A 20,868-nucleotide genomic window follows, 5' to 3' on the forward strand; every position below is an offset into this window, starting at 1 on the left:
TCAGCCACCTCCCCGCAGACCGGCCCGGATGACCTCCCGGCCGATCGGGGCGGCGAGCGAACCGCCGGTGGCCTCCGCGCCCTCGTCGCCACCGTTCTCCACGATCACCGCGACGGCGATCGTCGGGTTCTCGGCAGGGGCGAAGGCGACGTACCAGCCGTGCGGCTTGTCGCCCGGGTCACCGTGCTGCGCGGTGCCGGTCTTCGAGGCGATGTCGATGCCGGTGATCTTGCCGGAGCCCTTGGTGTTCTTCTCCGACTGGATCATCATGTCGCGGATCTTGCTCGCGACGTCCGACGAGACGGCCTGGCTGATCTCCTCCGGCTTGAAGCTGTCCAGCTCCTCCATGTCCGGAGCCCGGGTGGCCTTGACCACCTGCGGGCGCATCACCTTGCCGCCGTTGGCGATCGTCGCGGCCATCATCGCGTTCTGCATCGGCGTGACGCGGACGTCGCGCTGCCCGATGCCGCTCTGGTACAGCGACGCGGCGTCCGACATCGGACCCATGTCCGACTTGGCCACCCTCATCGGCATCCGCACGTCCTGGCCGTAGCCGAAGGACGCGGCGGTCTCCCGCAGCTTGTCCGGGCCGAGCTTGCCCGCGATCTCGGCGAACGCCGTGTTGCAGGAGTGCGCCAGGGCGGCGGTCAGCGTGCTGCCCGAGCACTTCTTGCCGCCGTAGTTCGGCAGCTGCGTGGACGTCTGCGGCAGCGTGATCGACGCGGCGTCCTGCACCTGGCTGTTCGGGTTGTACCCGTTCTCCAGCGCGGCCGCCGTCGTGATCAGCTTGAACGTCGAGCCGGGCGGGTAGATCTCGGAGACCGCCCGGTTGGACATCGGGTCGCCCTCGGCGTTGTTGAGGGCGTTCCACCTCTTGGCGACCTCGTTGTTGTCCGGGCCGGTGAGCTGGTTCGGGTCGTAGGACGGCGCGTTGACCATCGCCAGGACCTCGCCCGTCGACGGGTTCAGCGCCACCACGGAACCCTGGTAGCCCTTCTTCGTCAGCTGGTCGTAGGCGACCTGCTGCATCTGCGGGTTGATGGTCAGCTCGACGCTGCCGCCGCGCGGCGTGTTGCCGGTGATCATGTCCGACAACCGGCCGAACGCCATGCTGTCGTCGGTGCCGTTGAGGATCTTGTCGTTGGCGCGCTCGACGCCGTTCGACCCGTAGAAGAACGAGTAGAAGCCGGTGACCGGCGCGTACAGCGGACCGTTGGGGTAGGTCCGCTGGAACTTGTAGCGGTCGTTGTCGATCGGCTTGGAGCTGGCCAGCGACTGGCCGGCCGCGATGATCTGCCCGCGCTCCCGGGAGAACTCCTCCAGCTTGGTGCGCGTGTTGCGCGAGTCGTCGCTGTACTCGTCGGCCTTGATGACCTGGACGTAGGTCATGTTGCCCATCAGCAGCAGGACCATCGCCATCATGGCCAGCGCCACGCGGCGCAGCGGCTTGTTCATCGAGGACGCTCCACCAGTTCCGTATGCGCTTCCGCGATCGGCGCCTGCTTCGGTTTGGGCTTCGACGGGGCCTGCGGGCGGCGGGCCGCGTCGGACACCCGCAGCAGCAGCGCGATCAGCACGTAGTTGGCGAGCATCGACGAGCCACCGGCCGCCAGGAACGGCGCCGTCAGACCGGTCATCGGGATCAGGCCGGTCGAACCGCCCGCCACGACGAACAGCTGCAGCGCGATGGTGAACGACAGACCGCCGGCGAACAGCTTGCCGAAGGAGTCGCGCACCGCCAGCGCGCTGCGCAGGCCGCGCATCATCAGCAGCACGTAGACCAGCAGCAACGCCATCAGCCCGATGAGGCCGAGCTCCTCGCCCAGCGCCGGGATGATGAAGTCGCTGAACGACAGCGGGGTGATGTTGGGCCTCCCGCTGCCCAGGCCTGACCCCGGGATGCCGCCGTGCGCCATCCCGAACAGGCCGGTGCGCAGCTGGTACCCGGGATCCTCGTCGCCGTCGGGCACCACCACCATCGGGTCCAGCCAGGTGTTGACCCGGGCCTGGACGTGCGAGAACAGGTTGAAGGCGATCACGGCACCGGCCGCGAACATGCTCAGGCCCAGGCCGACCCACACCGCGCGCTCGGTGGCGATGTAGATCATCACCAGCACGATGCCGAAGAACAGCAGCGAGGTGCCCAGGTCCTTCTCCAGCACCACGATGAGGATCGACAGGACCCAGGCGACCAGCACCGGGGCCAGGTCACGCGGTCGCGGCCAGTCCACGCCCAGGAACCGCTTGCCCGCCGTGGTGAACAGCTCGCGCTTGCCCACCAGGAACGAGGCGAAGAAGATCAGCAGCAAGATCTTGGCGAACTCGCTCGGCTGGATCGAGACGAAGCCCAGGTTGACCCACAGCTTGGCGCCGTTGGCCTCCGAGATGCTCGACGGCAGCAGACCGGGCAGCGCCAGCAGCGCCAGGCCGACGAAGCCGCAGGTGTACCCGTACTGCGCGAGCGTCCGGTGGTCCTTCACCAGCCACAGCACGAGGATGAACAGCGCCACGCCCGCCGTGGTGAACATGATCTGCTTCGGCGTGTACGGCGCCCCGGGCACCGGGGCGAGGTCCAGCCTGTGCAGCATCACCAGGCCCACCCCGTTGATCAACGCCACCAGCGGCAGGATCAGCGGGTCTGCGTAGGGCGCGAAGTAGCGCACGCCGGCGTGCGCGGCACCGTAGAGGACCAGGAACGCGACCCCGTAGAACAGCAGCTCACGGGTGACGGTCTGCTCCTGCGACACCTCGACCACGACCAGCGCCGCAGTCAGGATGATCGCCGAGAAAACGAGCATGAACAGTTCGGTGCCCCGCCGAGTGTTCACTCGGGGGGCCCCGTCACCTGCTCCGCTCGTCGTGGCCGGTTCGGACATCTAGCTCACCGTCCGGCAGTTCACGCCAGGTTTCGGCTCCTCCGGCATCAGCGGTGTGGCGTCGGCCGCGGAGGACTCCGGCGGCAGGGCCTGACCGGGTGTCGGCGCGCCCGGCGTGGGCTGCGCCGGCGGCTGACCCGGCGGAGGTGGTGTCGGCGCACCCGGGGAGGGGGCGCCCGGAGTGGGCTGGCCCGGCGCGGTCGGCGACGGCGGCACCGTCGGCACCGAGGGCTCGGGGGTCGCGCACTCCGGCAGCAGCGCGGTCATCCGCAGCCGCCGCATCGCTTCCCGCGCCTCGGTGAGGCCGTTGACCTCGGTGATGCCGTTGCGCACGTCAGGGCGCTGCGCCTCTTGCAGGTCGCTCAGCTTGATCGGCTGGCAGTCCTTGGCCGAATCCGCCGGGCAGGAGGTCTCCACCTGCCAGTTCAGCGACACGCCCAGGGTCGAGCCCTGGACGCCCTGGTAGATCACGACCTCATCGGCGCGGTTCACGCCGATGTAGTACTGGTTGAGCACCCACCAACGCCCCACCAGCGCGACAGCCGCTAGCACGATGAGCACGCCGCAGGCCACCACCAGGGAGGTCAGCCAGCGCTTCTTGCGCGGCTTCTCGGCTGGAGGTGAGGTGGGCTCGAAACGCTTGGGCTGCGGCCGCGGCATGGTCACCGCGGAAGCGCGCGCCGCCGACGAATCGGGTTGCGGATGCTCATCGCCATTTCCCGCCGCACCCCCCACTATGGGGGCGTCGTCGCCGAACTCGACGTCGACGACGTCGGCGATGATCACGGTCACGTTGTCCGGACCGCCACCTTTGAGCGCCAGCTCGATCATCCGGTCCGCGCACTGCTGCGGGTCCGGGATGCGCAGGGCCTCCGCCATCGTCTCCGTGCTCACGGGGCCGGTCAGGCCGTCCGAGCAGAGCAGGTAGCGGTCGCCCGCGCGAGCTTCGCGGATCGCCAGGCTCGGTTCCACCTCGTGGCCGGTCAACGCGTGCAGCAGCAGCGAGCGCTGCGGGTGGTTGGCGGCCTCCTCCTCGGTGATCCGGCCTTCGTCGATCAGCGACTGCACGAAGGTGTCGTCGTGGGTTATCTGGGTCAGCTCGCCGTCGCGGACCAGGTAGGCGCGGGAGTCACCGATGTGCACCAGACCCAGCTTGCTGCCTGCGAACAGCACAGCCGTGAGCGTGGTGCCCATCCCGTCCAGTTCCGGGTCGTTGGCCACCAGCTCGGCGATCGCGCTGTTGCCGTCCAGCACCGCACCGCGGAGCTGTCCGAGCAGGTCGTCACCCGGTTCGTCGTCGTCCAGCGGCGCCAACGCCGCGATGACGACCTTGCTGGCGACCTCACCGGCGGCATGTCCACCCATGCCGTCCGCGAGGGCGAGTAGTCGTGGGCCGGCATAGACCGAGTCCTGGTTGTTGGAGCGCACCAGGCCGCGGTCGCTGCGGGCTGCGTAGTGAAGGACGAGGGTCATGAGCGCAGCTCGATCACCGTCTTGCCGATTCTGATCGGAACGCCGAGCGGGACCTTGGTCGGTCCCGTGACCTTCGCCCGATCGAGGTATGTGCCGTTAGTGGAGCCTAGATCCTCCACGTACCAGTCGGAGCCGCGGAGCGACAGCCGAGCGTGCCGGGTCGACGCGTAGTCGTCGTCCAGCACCAACGTGGAGTCGTCGGCTCGGCCGATCAGGATCGGCCGGCCGTCCAGGGAAATGCGCGTGCCGGCGAGAGCGCCGTGCGTCACCACCATCTGGCGGGGCACCTTGCTCTTGCCCCGGGCTTTGCCCGGGGCCCGACTCGCACCTGGCATCGGGACGCGCATCCCCGACGCGGAGTAGAGGTCTGAACGAACCACGCGAAGCGCAGCCAGCACGAACAACCAGAGCAGGGCGAGGAACCCTGCTCTGGTCAGCTGAATCATCAGCTCCGGCACTTGTTGTGAACGCTCCTACTCGTTTCGGGGACCGGTGCTCCGCACTCAGCCCTGCTGGGCGCGGAAGACCAGGGACGAATGCCCAACCCTGATCACGTCACCGTCTGCCAACTGCCAAGTCTGCACCGGAGTGCCGTTCACCGTGGTGCCGTTTGTCGAACCGAGATCAGCCAGCATCGCGCTCTGACCATCCCAGGTGATCTCGATGTGCTTGCGCGAGACCCCCGTGTCGGGAAGCCGGAACTGGCCTTCCTGGCCGCGGCCGATGATGTTCGAGCCGTGCTGCAGCGTGTACGAGCGGTTCGAGCCGTCGTCCAGGTGCAGCGTGGCGGTCATCTGACCACGCGGACCGCCGGCCGGGTAACCGCCAGGAGCGCTCTGCGGGTAGCCACCGCCAGGCTGGCCGTAGCCCTGGTCCGGGAAACCGCCCGGTGCGCTCTGCGGGTAGGCGCCACCCGGCTGCGCGTAGCCCTGGTCGAAGCCGGGCTGCGAGGGCTGGCCGTAGCCGGGGTCGAAGCCCTGCGGCGGCTGCCCGTAGCCCTGGTCGTAACCGGGCTGCGGCGGCTGACCGTAGCCCTGGTCGTACCCGGGCTGCGGGGGCTGCGCGTAGCCCTGGTCGTAACCGGGCTGCGGGGGCTGGCCGTAGCCGGGGTCGAAGCCCTGCGGCGGCTGCCCGTAGCCCTGGTCGTAACCGGGCTGCGGCGGCTGACCGTAGCCCTGGTCGTACCCGGGCTGCTGGCCGTAACCCTGGTCGTAACCGGGCTGCGGCGGCTGGCCGTAGCCACCCTGCTGGTCGTAGCCCGGCTGGCCGTAAGCCTGCTGGTCGTATCCGGGCTGGCCGTAGCCGTAGTTGGGGTCCTGGCCTTGGCCGTATCCCTGGTCGTAGCCGTACTGCCCCTGCTGGTTGTACGGATCTCCCTGGGGGTAGTGGCCTGGTGGCTGGCTCATGGGTCGGTCTCCTGCGGTACGCGGTTGTGCCGGCCGTCGTGTCACGTCGGGGTCGACGGTCGAGCTGATTCGAAACTGTCCCGTGTGCAGCGTCTCAGAGCGCTCCAGGGAGACTACGACGTCACCATATGTGTCCCACCCCTGCTCGGTGAGGTGCTCCTGAACGCAATCGGCGAGGAGGTCGGTCACCCGGGCCTCATCACCGGTGAGCCGATCGTGGTCCGACGGGCTCAGTTGCACAACGTAGTGGTTACAAGCGAGCAACCGACCACCGGCAAGCTCCCGGACCATCAGCTCGGCATCTCGCTGCAAGGCCTGGGCGACTTCCTGCGGAACTACGTTCCCGCCGAACACGCGCGCAAAGCCATTACCGACGATGCCTTCGATCCGGCGCTCAAAGCGCTGCACGAGGCCCACGGCAATATCCCTCCACGCGTACGACTTCTGCTGACCATCGTATCTGGGCCAACGGCCCGCGACACCGCCCAGTTCCCAAGTTCCCGGCCCCCCTGCGCAGACCCCTACCGGAGCCGTGCTAATGTTCTTCTCGCCAACAGGGCAGCAGGGGAAAGCGAAAGCCGACCCCCGGTGTCCAGCGGTGAAAAGCGGCAAGCTAAGCTTCTCATCGTGCCACGGGCGAGTGGCGGAATGGCAGACGCGCACGGTTCAGGTCCGTGTGTCCGGAAGGACGTGAGGGTTCAACTCCCTCCTCGCCCACTTCGAAGGCCCCACCGGCATCGCGCCGGTGGGGCCTTCTTCGTCGTCGGGGCCCGACTGGAATCCGCTGCCCGTTCTTGCTGGTCATCCCGTGCATTCTGCGATGTGCCGCTCCTTCCGGAAGCCTCGCCGGGCCGTTCGCACTCGGATGGACCGCCTCCTCTTCCGCCCGCTCCCTTGTCCTCGGTGCCATGTGCGGTTTGTCATGGATCGGGGAGTTCAGCGTTGAGCGAAATCATCTCGTGATCTTCCTTGGTGTTCCGCAGGTCTTGTGCTGGGGTGGGGGTGTCCGGCTGGGGGGTGTGGGCTCGGAGGTGGCCTGGTGGCGGGTAACAGTCGGGATCCCGGGCGGTCGGTGACCGCGCGTGCGTTGAGCGTGCTGACCGCTTTCGACGCGGAGCACTCCCGCTTGACCTTGACCGCGATCGCCCAGCGGGCGGACATCCCGCTGGCGACCGCGCACCGGCTGGTGCGGGAGCTGGAGCTGTGGGGTGCGCTGCAGCGCGACTCCGACGGGCGGTACGTCGTCGGACTGCGCCTGTGGGAGATCGGCCTGCTGGCGCCGGTGAACGGGCGGCTGCGCGAGGCCGCGCTGCCCTACATGCAGGAGCTGTGCGAGACGACCCACGACAACGTGCACCTGGCCGTGCGGGACGGGCTCGACGCGCTGTACGTGGAGAAGCTCACCACGCCGCGGGCCGTGCCGATCGTCTCCCGCACCGGCGGGCGGTTACCGCTGCACGCGACCGGGGTCGGCAAGGTGCTGCTCGCGCACGCGCCCGCCACCGTGCTGCACTCCTGCTGCGAGCGCGGGCTGAGTCGGCACACCGCCTACACCACCACCGAGCCCGGTCGGCTCGGGCGCGAGCTCCAGGGCGTGCGCAGCCGCGGGTACGCCTCGGCCAACGAGGAGATGACGCTCGGGAACTGCTCGGTGGCGGTGCCCGTCCACGACCCCTCCGGGGCGGTCGTCGCGGCGCTCGGCGTCGTGGCCCACAGCGTCCGCGCGGACGTCACCCGGCTCGTCCGCGCGCTGCTGCCGGCGTCCGACGGCATCCGGCAGCGGCTCGCCGGCGGCGAACGGGCCAACATCGACGCGCTTCACCGGTGAATAATCTTCGTCTCCCTGGCTGAATAATCGTGCGGATGTACATCTGTGCAGGTCGCAGACCGGCACAGATATCACGCGCCGATCACCCCGGCCGCGATTGACGGGTGGATGACGTTGTCGTGCGGGTGTCGGGCAGCGATCACCTGTTTGGCCGCATCGCTGGGCTGAAGCCCTCATGTCATTCGTCGACCGGTCACCGACAGCTGCCCGCCGCCGATCGCAGCGACCCCCGATGAGCAGCGCAGGAACGCCTTGGAGCTGTTTTAGTCAACAGGGCCGCCGCACCGGTGGCGAGCAAGTTGACGACGTGGCGCGCACGAAAGCCGAGGGAGGCGGAAAGCTGTGACCGGAATGCCGGGACATGCCTGGTCCGAAGACGAGCTCCGAGCCTGCTCGACCACGCAGGTCCGGTCGCCGTTGGGACCGGCCGCCTCCATGGAACGGCTCGCCCAGCGGTCGGTCGACGCCCTGGGTTGGGCCGGGAGCACGCTGCCGCCGGTCAAGCTGCTCGGACGGCAGGTCATCGCCACCGCCGAGCTGGTGCCCGACGCCCACGCCGAGCGGCTGGTGTTCGGCAGTGGCCCCGTGCTCGACCGCGCGGAGATCGCGACCTGGGTCTGGCCGGAGATGGACGGCCGCGTGCCGCCGCCCGCGGCGCACATCACCGGAGTCCTCGCACCCGCTCGGCACTGGCGCACCGCGCTGACCGCGGCCGTGCCGTTCGCCCGCTTCACCAACGCGGCCATCGTCGTGCCGCGCACCGTGGCGGTCGCCCCGGACTTCGCCGAGACCTGCCTGATCCGCGCCCGGCAGTTCGGCGTCGCGGTGCTCAGCGCCGACGAGCACGGCGTCCAGGAAGAGCTCGCGGGCCACAGCTTCGAGGACGCGCCACCGGTGGAGCACACCGCGGTCTCGCGTTGGGTGAACGAGGTCGTCTACCAGCAGCTGCTGGCGGCCGAAGCCCCGGCGCCCTCGCGCAGCTGAGGACCTGGGGACCGCAGTTCCAGTTGGACCGGGGGGCTTCAGCTGGAACTGCGCCAACGAACCGGCGGGCGGGGGGCCCGAGCCTGCTGGAGGGGGAGAGGAAGCGGACGGGGACCCGCCGCACTCACGCGCCGCGCAGCGTGGGCGGGACTCCGTCCGCTGGGGGCTGTTCCGGAGTTGTCCACAAACCTGTCCACAGGTGGTTGTCCCCAGGCCGCCCCGAGTTGTCCACAGGCTGTGCTTGAACGGTTGAGCAGCGTGGCCGGGACTACCGTGGAGCCATGCGAACTGTCATCGCCGGAGCCCACGGGAAGATCGCGCGGCCGCTCGGCAGGCTGCTCACCGAACGGGGCGACCAGGTCCTCGGGATCATCCGCAACCCCGACCACGCGCCCGACCTCGAAGCCGACGGCGTCGAGCCCCTGGTGTTCGACATGGAGGCCTCCTCGGCGACCGACCTGGCACCCCGGCTGTCCGGAGTGGACGCCGCCGTCTTCCTCGCAGGAGCGGGCCCGGGCAGCGGTGCCGCGCGCAAGGACACAGTGGACCGAGGAGCGTCCGTGCTGCTCGCGGATTCCTGTCAACAGGCCGGAGTTCGCCGCTTCGTGCAGGTGAGCTCGATGGGCACCCGCACGCCCAACCCGCCTGACGTGGAGCCTGTGTTCGGGGCCTACTTGGACGCGAAGCGGGCGGCCGAGGAGGACCTGCGGCGGCGCGATCTCGACTGGACGATCCTGCGTCCGGGACGCCTCACCGACGACGAGCCGACCGGCCGGGTGACGCTGGCCGAGGAGGTCGGCCGGGACGCGGTCACCCGCCGCGACGTGGCCGCCGTGCTGGCGGCGCTGCTGCACGAACCGGGGACCGCCGGACGGGCGCTGGAACTCGTCGGCGGTGACGTTCCGGTCGAGGACGCGGTCCGGGCGGTGGTGGGGTAATCAGGTCGGGTTATCCACAGGCCCGAGGACGCGCTCCAAGTACGAGTTGTGGAAGACCCCGCCGGGGTCCACCGACGCCCGCACCTGCCGGAAGTCGTCGAACCTGGGGTAGAGGCCGGACAGCGCGGCCGCGTCGAGCCGGTGCACCTTGCCCCAGTGCGGTCGCCCGCCCGCGTCCCGGGCGATCGCCTCGAAGGCGTCGAAGTACTGCCGGTGCGGCATCCCCAGGTACTGGTGCACGGCGACGTAGCCGGTGTCGCGGCCGTGCGCGGTCGACAGCCACACGTCGTCGGCCCGCGCGACCCGCACCTCCACCGGGAACATCACCGGGTCGGCCAGTCGGGACACCACGTCGCGCAGCTCCCGCACGACGTCGGGGACCACCTCGCGGGGGAAGGCGTACTCGCTCTCCACGAAGCGGATCCGGCGCGGCGTGGTGAACACCCGGTAGGAGCGGTCCCGGTAGCTCCGCGACGACCAGGTGGCCGCGCAGAACCGGTTCAACGGACGGACCAGCGCGGGAAGGCTCCGTCCGAGCCCGCACACCGCGCCGAACAGCCGGTTCTCCACGACCTCGTACTCGAGGAAGTGCCGCACCGGGTGCAGCGGCTGCGGAGGTCCGGCGTGGCGGTTGTTCCGCTTGACCATCGCGCCGCGGCTGTGCGGGAACCAGTGGAACTCGAAGTGGTCGTGGGCCTCGGCCAGCCCGTGGAAGTCGTCGAGCACGTCCTCCAGCGGTGCCGGGTGCTCCTCGGCCGCCAGCGCGAAAGCCGGGACGCAGCGCAGGGTCACGGTGGTGATCACGCCGAGCGCGCCCAGACCGAGGCGGGCCGCGGCGAACAGCTCGGGGTTCTCGCTCGGCGAGCAGCGCACCTCGGTGCCGTCGGCGAGCAGCAGTTCCAGCGCTTCCACCTGCGTGGCGAGGCCGCCGAGACCGGCTCCGGTGCCGTGGGTCCCGGTGGAGATGGCGCCGGCGATGGTCTGCTGGTCGATGTCACCGAGGTTGGCCATCGCCAGGCCCAGCGAGTCGAGTTCGGCGTTGAGCACGTGCAGCGGGGTGCCGCCGTGCACCGCGACCAACCCGGTGCGCGGGTCGGCGTGGATGATCCCCGACCAGTGCCGCAGGTCCAGCGCCACACCGCTTTCCGGTGAGGCGACGGCGGAGAACGAGTGCCCGGACCCGATCGGCCGCACCCGCAGGCCGTCCCGGGCCGCGGCGCGGATCGCCTCCGCCGCCTCAGCGGTGTCTCGCGGGCTCACGACCCGCGCGGGGTGCGCGGTGGCCGTGCGGCCCCAGTTCGTCCACGGCCGTTCGGTGGCCGGATCACGCTGCATGCCGGGCCTCCAATGGGTGAGGTGGTCGGCGCGATGGGCTGAAGTTATGTGAAACCAATTCACGAAACAAGATCTGCGGCATACGGTTGTCGGCGTGCGCCGGATCGATGAGATCACCAGCGGAATCCAGCCACCGTTCGTCGCGGTGGACTTGGCAGCCTTCGACGACAACGCCCAGGACATGGTGCGCCGCGCGGCCGGCGTGCCGATCCGGATCGCCACGAAGTCCGTGCGCTGCCGGGAACTCATCGCCCGCGCACTGCGGGTGGACGGGTACTTGGGTCTGATGTGCTACTCGCTGGCCGAGGCCCTGTGGCTGCACGGTGAAGGGCTCAGCGACGACATCCTGGTCGCCTACCCGACCGCCGACCGCGCCGCGCTGCGGGAACTCGCCGCGAACCCCAGTGCCGCCGCGGCCATCAGCATCATGGTGGACTCGACCGACCACCTCGACTTCGTCGACGACGCCGTCGGCCCCGACCGGCCGGACATCCGGCTGTGCGTCGAGGTCGACGCCTCGTGGAAACCCCTGCCCGGCGTGCACATCGGCACCCGCCGGTCACCTCTGCACACCCCTGCGCAGGTCCGGAGGTTCGCGGAGGCAGCCCAGCGCAGGCGCGGTTTCGCGGTGGTCGGGCTGATGGCCTACGAGGGGCAGATCGCCGGGCTCGGTGACGCCCCACCCGGCAAGCCGTTGCGCGGAGCCCTGCTGCGCGCCGTCCAGCGCCGTTCAGCGGCCGAGCTCGCGCAGCGGCGCGCGGCGTTGGTGCGGCAGGTGCGCGAGGTCGCGGACCTGGAGTTCGTCAACGGCGGCGGCACCGGGAGCTTGGAGCGGACCGCGGTGGAGGAGGGCGTCATCACCGAGGTGGCGGCGGGTTCCGGGCTGATCGGCCCGACGCTGTTCGACGCCTACCGCAGCTTCCAGCCGCGGCCGGCCGTCCTCTACGCCTTGCCGGTGGTGCACCGTCCGGCGAAGAAGATCGTGACGCTGTTCGGGGGCGGTTACATCGCTTCGGGGCCGCCCGGGGAGGACCGGGTGCCTGCTCCGCACTGGCCGGAGGGCCTGGGGTTGTTGGGGACTGAGGGCGCCGGTGAGGTGCAGACCCCGGTGATCGGCGCTGCAGCGCGTGGGCTGCGCATCGGCGATCGGGTCTGGTTCCGGCACGCGAAGGCTGGGGAACTCGCGGAGCGGTTCGACCGGTACCACCTGATCGACGGCCGCCTGGTGAGCGTGGGGTGCTCGGCCGTCGTCGAGGCGCCGACCTACCGCGGTGAGGGCAGATCGTTCGGATAGCCCGCCATGATCGTCGGTCCGATCACGGTGGAGGGGGTTCGTCGTTCTTCTTTGATCCTGTTGGAGAGGTAGCCGCGGACGAGGTCCTTGGCCTCCGCCAGGATCGCTTGGTCGCCGTGGGAGTCGCGCCGGAACGCCAGGTGCAGCACGGCGTCCGCGGCTTCGACGGCGACGGTCAGCGGGAGGGAGAGGTCTGCCGGGTCGAGGTGGAACTCCTCGGCGATCAGCCCGGTCAGCTTCTCCGCGATGACCGCGTTGTTGTCCTTGCCCGGATCGAGCAGTCGCAGGTCGACCACGTCCCCGAAGTGCAACCTGCTGAACGCCGGCACCTCGCGGTGCATCGTCAGGTAGGTGTCGAAGACGGCGTCCACGGCATCCCACCAGTGCGCCAGCTCCATCTGCTCGAAGCGGCTGGAGACGGTCCGCACGAACCGGTCCAGGTTGCGCAGCGTCAACTCCTGCACGACCGCCCGCTTGTCCGGGAAGAACTGGTAGAGCGATCCGACCGCGACTCCCGCTCGTTCCGCGATGAGGGTGGTCGTTAACCCGTCGTACCCCACCTCGTCGATGAGGGCGGCGGTGGCCGCGAGCATCCTCTCCACTCGTTGAGCGCTCCGCTGCTGCACTGGCTTGCGCCGCAGCGGTGCGATTTCTGCAGGCAATGCGCCTCCTAGGGTCGGAGTTGTGCAACCAGTTTGCTGCGGAACGAGGACTCGTGCGTTTCGGACATGCCGCGACATCGTAAGTCGAAGGGGTGAATTCGCTAGGCGTACCTTGATTTTCGTCCAGTGTTACATCCCGGCCGGGTGAAACCCCCGATCGGCCTGGTGATCCCGGAGCGTTACAGGAAATCGATATGCATTGAGTCATGTTGTCAACGCGGAGGGTCGCTATCTAGTGTGACGGGAGTCGTCATTCTCCGTGACAGAAGGGTCATTGTGGGTCACTGCACGGCTGCCCTCCGTCTGTTCGTCGTACCCGGGTTCGCTCTCCGGTGTGCCGAAGCCACCACCTCGGCCCCGTGACGGCTCGGGACACGATGACGGCGCGACAGGTGGAGGCGGACCTGCCGTTGCTGGCGGAGGACCACGCGTCGGACGGCTGGTCGGTGGCGGAGCTGCCGGCCCCGGGGCCCTGGCGCGCGCTCACCGTCGCGGAGGCGAACGACCTGCTCACCGCCGGCGGCTACGGCCTCTGGGTGGAACGCGACGCGGACGGCGGACTGCTGCTGGCCGGAATCGGCACCGGCATCCCGCTCGGCGCCAACGCGACCTGGGTCGACCTGTACCGCGCGCTGGTCCGGCTTCGCCGCACCCGGCGGGTCTTCGACGCGGCGTGGCTGCACCGCCTCACCGGTTCCCTCGGCCCGGGCACCGGCGGCTCGCCGCAGGTCACCGAAGTCCCGGCGGAACGCGTCGACCTGCTCGCCGGTGAGCACCGCGAACTCGCGCACCGGGTGCTGGCCTCGTTGCACGGTCCCGGAACCGGCCCGAAGGTGCCGTTCCCCGAAGCGCGGGTCACCGTCGGGCGACGCGAACGCGCCGTGCGCGTGCAAGCCGTCGACTCCCCGGACCGCGCGTGGCGAGCGCTGCAGGGGTGGGAGCGCTTCGCCGGCGTCGTGGCGGCCGACCCCGAACTGCGGATGCACTGCGCGACCCAGCCCGTCCCCGCGGCCGTGGTCGACACCGGCACCGGGAGCACCGCGCTGCTGCGCGTCGTCGACCCGGCCCCGGCGCACCCGAGCCACCCGGGCGGCACGATCGCCGCCGACCTCGCAGCCCTGCTGCACCCCGACGCCGACGGAACACCGAAGCTCCTGCGTGTCGTGCTGGACAACCGCTTCGCGCGCCGCGAGGACGAGCTCGACCACTTCCTGGAGCACTTCGTCCGGCCGCTGCTGCGGGTGTTCCGGCTGGCACTGGACACCCACGGCCTCGGCCTGTTCGCCTTGGACGAGAGCGGTTTCGCCATCGAGCTCTCCCCGGAGCTGCAGGCCACCGGGCGGATCGTGGTCACCGACCACGAGCGGATCACCGCCGAACCCAGCCGGGCCGAGGTCACCACCGGGGTGCGAGCGCTGGTCAGCACGCTGGAACGGCTCGGCGACGGGTTCGCGGCGCTGCGCGCCGACCGCCGCGACCACGAGGTCCGCGACGCCGTGCGGCGCGTCGTCGGTGAGGAGCTGCGCTACCTCGCCCCGCACACCGCCGAGCTCCTCTCCGGCGAGCAGCCGCTGCAGAGCTACGCGCACACCGTCCCGGAGTCCCAGGACGCGGTGCTGAAGTCGGTGCTCGAGCGGGTCCAGCAGGCCACCCGCGAACGTCGCTGGAACCCGGGCGCGCCCCAGCCGGCCGTGGTCATCGACCTCGACCTGTGCGGACTGGTCCCGCTCCAGCGGATCACCGACGCCGCCCGGGCCATCTCGGGCCCGCGGCCCGGCGCACCCGGCGGCATCCTCGAACTCGCCGGTCCCGCAACGCTGCCCGTGCTGCCCACGCACGTCCCCGGCAGCTGGGAGCACTTCGTGCGGGCCAGCGGCCTCGGCGAGCGCTACCCGGCGGTGGACTGGGAGCGGCTGCGCGGCGACTTCCTGCGTGCCTTCCAGTCCCGACCCCGCGAGCGGCTGCGCACCGACCACGTCAACGCGGGCTTGGCCCGGTTCGTCTGGGACGTGCAGGACGCCGGCGGCCAGGTCGTGTTCTGCACCGCCCGCAAGGAGCGGTTCCGGGAGGTCACCGCCGAGGTGCTGGCCGAAGCCGGAGTGCCGGACGCGACGCTGCTCGTCGTGCCCGACCACACCACCCGGCCGATCGCGGAGGTCAAGGCGGAGCGGGTCCGCGCGCTCGACGGGCTGGACGTGGTCGCCGTCTTCGACGACGAGCAGTCCAACCGCGCCGCGGTGCGCGCCGACTTCGGTGACGCGCTGCCGGTCGCCGTGGAAGTCCCGGGACTCGCCGGGCAACGGGGTCCGGACGACCCGGTCCCCGACGGTGCCGCCGTGATCGCCACCTTCGAGACCCGCCCGAGCGCGCCCGGCGGCCCGAAGTTGTCCAACACGCACTCGCTGGAAGAGCTCCAGATCGGCGCGATGCGTCGCAACCCGCTCGCCCGCCGCTGGGCGGTGCACCTCACCGAAGGCGAAACGCGCTCCCTCGTCGACTCGATCGTCGCCGACACCGACCGCGCCGCGGTGCGCACCGGCCGCAGCGCGGTCGCGAAGTTCGGCCTCGAGGAGCACCCGGACGACGTCGAGCGGGTGCTGCCGGCGCTGCACCACGTGCTGACCCGCAAGCAGTTCATCAAGGGTTCTCGCGCGAACTACCGGCTCGAGGACCTCGAGCGGGACGCGGAAGAACCGGTGCGCGCCGGCGAACCGATCGACGTGGTGCTGCTGGGTTTCCCGGTCAAGCAGTGCCTGAACAGGCTCAAGGCCTCCGGGCCGCTGCCGGACCTGGCCGAACTCGGTGCGATGGCCCGGTTGCGCGAGATGCAGCGCGCCGTCGCGGCGGTGCACCCACCGGGCTTGCGCTTCAACATCCTCACCGACGGCCGGCACTTCCGGAGCCGGCCCGCCGCGATCGTCGACGCCTACCAGCGCAAGCTGCGCGAGTACGTCGACCTCGTCGGCATCGGCGACCGCACGGTCGTCGCCGACATCGACGAGGTCGCCGAGCAACGCCTCGGACCGGGCCTGCACGCCGAACGCGCCCGCCGGATCGCGAACTACCGGAAGCTGCTCAGCGACCGGCTGCGCGACTTCGACATCACCGACAACCCGTTGCGCACCTTGGAAGCGGTGCACGACTGGTCGACGGGTGAGACCGACTTCGCGCCGCACGTCATCGGGCTGTTCCGGGAAATCCTCATGTCGCTGGTGTACTCCGTCCCGGTCACGGTGCCGCGCGGCACCGACCGGCTCGAGTGGTCGGTGGCCCTCTACGCCGACATCTACAACGTCACCGATCCCAGCGCGTCCGCCGAGATCCGGCAGGGTCGCCGCGCGGTGCTGCGCCGCGCGTGGCACACGGTCATCCGCTACATGGCGACGATGCAGGTGGACGACGAGTTCGGCTACGAGCGGATGTTCCCGCACCGGGTCCGGCTGACGCTGAGCGCGGTGCGCAAGGGCTGCCTCGGCTTCACCTACCTCGGCGGCTCGGGCCTGCTGCCCTGGCAGGGGACCGGGGTGCTGGACCCACGCGGCCGCGTCGCGATCGACTTCGCGGTTTCCCTGCAGGACCAGGGTTTCGTGCCGGTCTACTCACCGCTGCTCGGGCCGCGCCAGCCGTGGGCCATGGTCCCGGCGGACCGCACGCACCTCGTCGAGCCCTCGAACGTCCCCGCACCCCGCGGTGTTCCGGCCCGAGCAGGGCTGACCCTGGACGAGGAGTTCGCCCGGAAGGCCAGGCTCCGCAGGAAGTAGAGGTGGGGCGCCACCGGCAACGGTCGTGGACGGAAGTTCCGGTGGCGCCGGGTCCCTGCTGCTGACAGGACTCCGTGGTCATGTTGCTTCGCGGTGCCGGAAGCGGAACCAGAGCGGTTCCCGGGACCCGAGACGTGTGCATGTCCACTGCACGGCGCTACGGCCGTCCTCCCCCGAGAGCCGCTCAGAACCCCCCGGTGGTGCCGGTTGCGTGGGTGGGTGAAGAAGAACCGGCTCCAGCCGGTTGCCTGACGTGGGTCGGGTTCGCTCGAAGCCTCGGAGTGGATGAGGAAAGGCCCTGGGCGCGAGTCGGGGAATCCGCGTCCAGGGCCTTTTCCAACTCCGGGCCGTCCGGGGAAACGGTGATCCGGAGTGGTTGGAGTCCGCGGGCCGATACCGGTCGGGGGGAGGGGAGTGCGTCAGCACCGGCCCGCGGAAGACTTTTCAGTTCTCTGGTGGAGCTCGGTGGCGGCCGATTCACGTTGGCCGGGGTCGGGGATTCGCGACTAAGCGCTCATCGGCCGCCACCTGGCGGTTCTCGGCGTCCCGGGTCGGGGAGGAGGTGCTGCTGTCCGGGGCCGAGTCCGCCGGCTTACGGCACCGGAGCGGCCGGGCGCAGCGCGTGCGCCGGTCGCAGGTGCCGTGCGGGACGGGGTGCCAGGGCACCTGCGACCAGGTGCTCGTACGCCGACTCCCACACCGAGCACGGTGCTTTCGCGGGACGTCGACGTCCGGAGCACTCGGGGCAGTTGCCCTTCTCGTCGGCTTCGTGAGCGGTGAGCAGCGCTCGCCACCCCGCGGTCAGCCGCGGGAGTTCGGAACGTGCCACGGAGAGCAGGGAGGAGGCGTCCGCGCGGTCGGCGAGCTCGGAAAGCACATCGAGCCGCTCACGTACCGCGCTGCGCAGCACCTGCCCCAGGATCTCGTCCACGAGGTCCACCGTCACTTCCTCGCCTGCGCTGCGGCATCCCGCAACGCCATCGACAACTGACCGGCGCCACGGCTGTTGAGCTCCGCGGCGTGGCCGGGTGGTCCGACGAGCACGACCTTGTCCCGGTTCACGAGCACCGCCAGGCCCCGCCGCGTGTTCGCGACGTCGCGGCAGTCGACGTGCCACCAGCGACGGCGGTCGGCGGGTGCCGGGACGTGCGGGGTCCGGCCACCCCCTCGCCGCGAGTTCGTCGCTCGGAAGTCCATCGTCCGCCCCAAGGTCCTGTCTGTGCTCGCTGCTTGCTGATGACTACATTGGTGCCTGGCGGTCGCCGCGCCTAGAGGACAGGCGACGACCGGACCGGAGGCCGCGACGAGCGGTAAGCGGACTTCACCGCAACCGATCACCTCCACCGATACGGGCTTCACCGGGTTGCCGCAGTGCGCTTACTCTGCGAGCAACGCCCGTTCAGAGCGTCAGGGGGTCAAATGAACATCATCGGATCTGGCGGCTCGCCCGTTACTCCCGACGTCTGGAACGAGCGGGACATGCGGGATGCGCTGGCCCGGCGGGACGTCAGCGAGGTCTACCGGCAACTGCGCCGGCACGGGGTCTCGCAGCGGCAGATCGCCGCTTCCACCGGTCAGTCCCAGTCCGAGGTGTCCGAGATCCTCAAGGGTCGACAGGTCATGGCGTACGACGTGTTGGCCCGAATAGCCGACGGGCTCGGCATCCCGCGGGGCTACATGGGCCTCGCTTACGACGGGGCGACCGCGATGCGGGTCGCGAAAGCGACGAACGCCCTGGAAGCGGAGGAGGACGAATCGGTGAAGCGTAGGAAGTTCCTGTCCCACGCGGCCGCGGTGACCATGGGCGCCGCGGTGTTCGGCACCGAGGACAGCGCCTGGGCGCCCGCCAGCGCCTCGACTCCGGCTCCGGCACGCATCGGCATGACCGATGTCCAGCAGATCCAGGCCGCCACGAAGGCACTGCGGGACCTCGACTACCGCTACGGCGGTGGCACCTGCCGCGACGCCGTGGTCGCCCAGCTCTCGTGGGCCCAGCAGCTGTTGGACTCGACCTCCAGCGACCCCGTGCGCAAGCAGCTGTTCGTGGCGCTCGCCGACATGCACAGCCTGGCCGGCTGGACCTCGTTCGACGTGGGCCTGCTGGACCCGGCGCGCAGTCACTTCGGCCGCGCCCTCGAGTTCGCCAAGCGCGCTGACGACGACAGCCTCGTCGCCAGCGTGCTGTACCGGATGGGCCGGGTCTACCTGCACTACCAGGAGCCCAACGAAGCGTTGAAGCTGTTCCAGCTCGGCCAGATCGCCGCGCAGGAATCGGGCTCGGCGCTGACCGTCGCGGTGCTGTGCGCGAACGAGGCCTGGGCCTACGGGATGCTCAACAAGCCCGACCAGGTGCAGAAGATGGTGGGCCGCACCAAGGACGAGTTCGCCCGCGCCAAGGTGGACGAGGCTCCGGACTGGGTCCGCTTCTTCACCGAGAACGACCTGCACGGCATGATCGGCTCCGCGCACGACGCGCTGGCGGTGTTCGATCCCAAGAAGCACGCCTCGATCGCGGTGGCCGAGACCATCAAGTGCAACGAGGCCTACGGCGCGGACATGCAGCGCACCCATGTTTTCGGGCTGAGTCTGCAGGCAACCAACCACTTCCGGGCCGGCGACGTTCAGGAAGGCCTGAAGGTCGGACGTCGCGCGCTGCAGTTCGGTGAGCGCGTGAAGTCCGCCCGTGTCGCCGACCGGCTCAAACCACTGGAGCTGGAAGCGGGCAAGCACCGGGCGAACTCGGATTCCCGCGACCTCTTCGAGGAAGTCCGGCGGTTCCGCCAGGCGTGAGGCGACCCGTTCCCGGGTGGCCCGCTGGCGGCGTACGTCGGTGCGAGAACAATGAGCATGAAGACATACCAGGTTCACCAGGGTCAGTGCGTCCCGCCGGAACTGGAACTGGCGCTGACCGAGATCTGCGAGACCGTCGGCCTGAACCCGCGTGGTGCTCGGCTGATCAGGTTCATCAACAACGGCGTTTTCCTGCTTCGGGACGAACCCGTGATCGTCCGGCTGGTGCTGTCCCCGTCCTTCGCGCACCGGGCACGCACCGCGGTCGAGGCCGCCCACTGGCTGGCGATGCACGGGGTGCCCGCGGTCCGGCTGCTCCCGGGTGTGGAGCAACCGGTCCGGTCCGGCTCGCACTGCGCGACGCTGTGGCAGTTCGTGCCGGAGGAAGGCCGCGTTCCGGGCAGCGCTGACCTGGGCAATCTGCTGCGGCAGATGCACTCCCAGCCCTTGGCCGAGGAGACCTTCAAGCCCTGGAAGCCGATGGCCGACATCCGGCGTCGGCTCAGCGATGCGGTGGACATCGACCCGGAGGACCACCGGTTCCTCCAGGAGCGGTGCGACTACCTCGAGGAACAGCTGGCCGAGCTGGAGTTCCCGCTGCCGCGCGCGGTCATCCACGCCGACGCCCACCTGGGCAACGTGATCGGTGGCCCGGACGGCCCGCTGCTGTGCGACCTGGACTCGCTGTGCATCGGGCAGCCCGAGTGGGACCTCACGCCGATCGCGGTGGGCAGCCTGCGGATGGGTCATCCCGCGGAGTGGCACCGGGAGCTGGCCGAGGCCTACGGGTTCGACATCACCTCGTGGGAGGGCTTCCCCGTGCTCCGCGAGCTGCGCGAACTCAAGATCACCACCGGCGTGCTGCCGATCCTGCGCACCAACCCGAGCGTGCGCGAGCAGCTCAGCTGGCGGCTCCGCACGATCCGCGAAGGTGACCTCGACACCCAGTGGGCCCCGTACAGCTGAGCGGACCCGGCGAGCCTCCCGTACTCCGGTGAGGTCGCTGGGAGTGGTCGTCCGCTGGCACGTCCGCATGAGACCTGATGCGTCCGATCGGGCGATGTTGGGCTTTCTGCGGTGTCTTCCTGCTCGGTTTCGGTCACACGGTTCGACCTGAAGGGGTAAACCATACGAGCGAACTGGTGCATCGAGTCGGTGCTAACGCGGATGGGCTGTCGATGAGGATCGCTGAGTTCCGGCCGGGAGAGCACTCCCGGCGCTCGCGCCGAGCCCGCGCGCTCGCCAGCGCGCAGGTGCTGGACGAGATCGTGGACGGCCACCTCGAATCGATGCGGCAGTTGCCGCCCGAGTTCCGCGAGCCGTACGCCGAGCACCTCGCCGAACTGGTGGGGGTGGCCCAGGCGTACCGGCACTACGCGGCGGGGTGGATCTCGCGCCGGGAGCTCCACCGGCGTGCCCGCGCCGCGCTGCGGCGGATGGACGAGCCGAACGGGCCCGCTCCGGTGCAACTCGTCGACGGTGAATGACCGCTCGCAGACTCGCGCGTTCTCGTCTCCCCGG

General features: G+C 70.1%; 17 protein-coding genes and 1 tRNA gene. 9 read left to right on the forward strand and 9 right to left on the reverse strand.

Going from position 1 to position 20,868, the window contains the following annotated elements:
• Genes EIL87_RS22565 through EIL87_RS22585 form a run of 5 tightly spaced genes read right to left on the reverse strand, consistent with a single transcriptional unit; the run spans position 1 to position 6,172 of the window.
• The gene (locus EIL87_RS22565) at positions 1–1,455 is read right to left on the reverse strand and encodes a peptidoglycan D,D-transpeptidase FtsI family protein (protein WP_125092589.1); all 1,455 of its coding nucleotides are present in this window, start codon (positions 1,453–1,455) and stop codon (positions 1–3) included.
• Positions 1,452–2,876, reverse strand: a complete 1,425-nt coding sequence (locus EIL87_RS22570; RefSeq protein ID WP_125092590.1) for an FtsW/RodA/SpoVE family cell cycle protein — start codon at positions 2,874–2,876, stop codon at positions 1,452–1,454. The genes EIL87_RS22565 and EIL87_RS22570 overlap by 4 nt, the downstream gene beginning before the upstream one ends.
• Complete coding sequence (locus EIL87_RS22575; protein WP_125092591.1) at positions 2,877–4,349, reverse strand: PP2C family serine/threonine-protein phosphatase; 1,473 nt, start codon at positions 4,347–4,349, stop codon at positions 2,877–2,879.
• Positions 4,346–4,807: an FHA domain-containing protein FhaB/FipA gene (locus EIL87_RS22580; protein WP_125092592.1), complete on the reverse strand. Its 462-nt coding sequence runs from the start codon at positions 4,805–4,807 to the stop codon at positions 4,346–4,348. Before EIL87_RS22580 ends, EIL87_RS22575 begins: the two co-directional genes overlap by 4 nt.
• 45 nt (positions 4,808–4,852) lie before the next feature.
• Complete coding sequence (locus tag EIL87_RS22585; RefSeq protein WP_125092593.1) at positions 4,853–6,172, reverse strand: FhaA domain-containing protein; 1,320 nt, start codon at positions 6,170–6,172, stop codon at positions 4,853–4,855.
• Between the two features lie 217 nt (positions 6,173–6,389).
• On the opposite strand from EIL87_RS22585, the gene EIL87_RS22590 reads away from it, so the two are divergent.
• The 4 genes from EIL87_RS22590 (at position 6,390) to EIL87_RS22605 (ending at position 9,505) form a co-directional block, all read left to right on the forward strand.
• A tRNA-Leu gene (locus tag EIL87_RS22590) sits at positions 6,390–6,472 on the forward strand.
• 322 nt (positions 6,473–6,794) lie between these two features.
• The gene (locus EIL87_RS22595) at positions 6,795–7,583 is read left to right on the forward strand and encodes an IclR family transcriptional regulator (RefSeq protein ID WP_125092594.1); all 789 of its coding nucleotides are present in this window, start codon (positions 6,795–6,797) and stop codon (positions 7,581–7,583) included.
• 351 nt (positions 7,584–7,934) lie between these two features.
• Positions 7,935–8,567 (forward strand): hypothetical protein, encoded by a 633-nt coding sequence (locus EIL87_RS22600; protein WP_199740569.1) that lies wholly within the window; start codon positions 7,935–7,937, stop codon positions 8,565–8,567.
• Between the two features lie 281 nt (positions 8,568–8,848).
• Positions 8,849–9,505 (forward strand): SDR family oxidoreductase, encoded by a 657-nt coding sequence (locus EIL87_RS22605; RefSeq protein WP_125092596.1) that lies wholly within the window; start codon positions 8,849–8,851, stop codon positions 9,503–9,505.
• Here the strand turns inward: EIL87_RS22605 and EIL87_RS22610 are convergent, their stop codons facing one another.
• Complete coding sequence (locus EIL87_RS22610) at positions 9,506–10,840, reverse strand: D-arabinono-1,4-lactone oxidase (protein ID WP_125092597.1); 1,335 nt, start codon at positions 10,838–10,840, stop codon at positions 9,506–9,508.
• A 94-nt stretch (positions 10,841–10,934) separates the two neighbouring features.
• Between EIL87_RS22610 and EIL87_RS22615 the strand changes: the two genes are divergently transcribed.
• A complete protein-coding gene (locus tag EIL87_RS22615; RefSeq protein WP_233576486.1) occupies positions 10,935–12,134 on the forward strand; it encodes an amino acid deaminase/aldolase in 1,200 nt (399 codons plus the stop codon).
• Here EIL87_RS22615 and EIL87_RS22620 read toward each other — a convergent pair.
• Positions 12,104–12,727 (reverse strand): TetR/AcrR family transcriptional regulator, encoded by a 624-nt coding sequence (locus tag EIL87_RS22620; RefSeq protein ID WP_233576501.1) that lies wholly within the window; start codon positions 12,725–12,727, stop codon positions 12,104–12,106. The genes EIL87_RS22615 and EIL87_RS22620 overlap by 31 nt on opposite strands.
• 446 nt (positions 12,728–13,173) lie before the next feature.
• On the opposite strand from EIL87_RS22620, the gene EIL87_RS22625 reads away from it, so the two are divergent.
• On the forward strand, positions 13,174–16,557 hold the full coding sequence (locus EIL87_RS22625) for an L-tyrosine/L-tryptophan isonitrile synthase family protein (RefSeq protein WP_125092600.1): 3,384 nt from the start codon (positions 13,174–13,176) through the stop codon (positions 16,555–16,557).
• 592 nt (positions 16,558–17,149) lie between these two features.
• Here the strand turns inward: EIL87_RS22625 and EIL87_RS22630 are convergent.
• Together EIL87_RS22630 and EIL87_RS22635 are read right to left on the reverse strand one after the other, a co-directional pair.
• Positions 17,150–17,488 (reverse strand): hypothetical protein, encoded by a 339-nt coding sequence (locus tag EIL87_RS22630; RefSeq protein ID WP_125092668.1) that lies wholly within the window; start codon positions 17,486–17,488, stop codon positions 17,150–17,152.
• Positions 17,489–17,499: 11 nt separating this feature from the next.
• Complete coding sequence (locus EIL87_RS22635) at positions 17,500–17,754, reverse strand: hypothetical protein (RefSeq protein WP_125092601.1); 255 nt, start codon at positions 17,752–17,754, stop codon at positions 17,500–17,502.
• A 222-nt stretch (positions 17,755–17,976) separates the two neighbouring features.
• Here EIL87_RS22635 and EIL87_RS22640 point away from each other — a divergent pair, with 222 nt between their 5' ends.
• The 3 genes from EIL87_RS22640 (at position 17,977) to EIL87_RS22650 (ending at position 20,834) form a co-directional block, all read left to right on the forward strand.
• On the forward strand, positions 17,977–19,347 hold the full coding sequence (locus EIL87_RS22640; protein ID WP_125092602.1) for a helix-turn-helix domain-containing protein: 1,371 nt from the start codon (positions 17,977–17,979) through the stop codon (positions 19,345–19,347).
• A 57-nt stretch (positions 19,348–19,404) separates the two neighbouring features.
• Entirely contained in the window at positions 19,405–20,313 is a 909-nt protein-coding gene (locus EIL87_RS22645) for a phosphotransferase enzyme family protein (RefSeq protein WP_125092603.1), read from the forward strand.
• A gap of 212 nt (positions 20,314–20,525) precedes the next feature.
• Positions 20,526–20,834 (forward strand): hypothetical protein, encoded by a 309-nt coding sequence (locus EIL87_RS22650; RefSeq protein ID WP_125092604.1) that lies wholly within the window; start codon positions 20,526–20,528, stop codon positions 20,832–20,834.
• Positions 20,835–20,868: the final 34 nt, after the last annotated feature.

Origin of the sequence: Saccharopolyspora rhizosphaerae (assembly GCF_003931915.1) — a bacterium.
Classification (GTDB): domain Bacteria; phylum Actinomycetota; class Actinomycetes; order Mycobacteriales; family Pseudonocardiaceae; genus Saccharopolyspora; species Saccharopolyspora rhizosphaerae.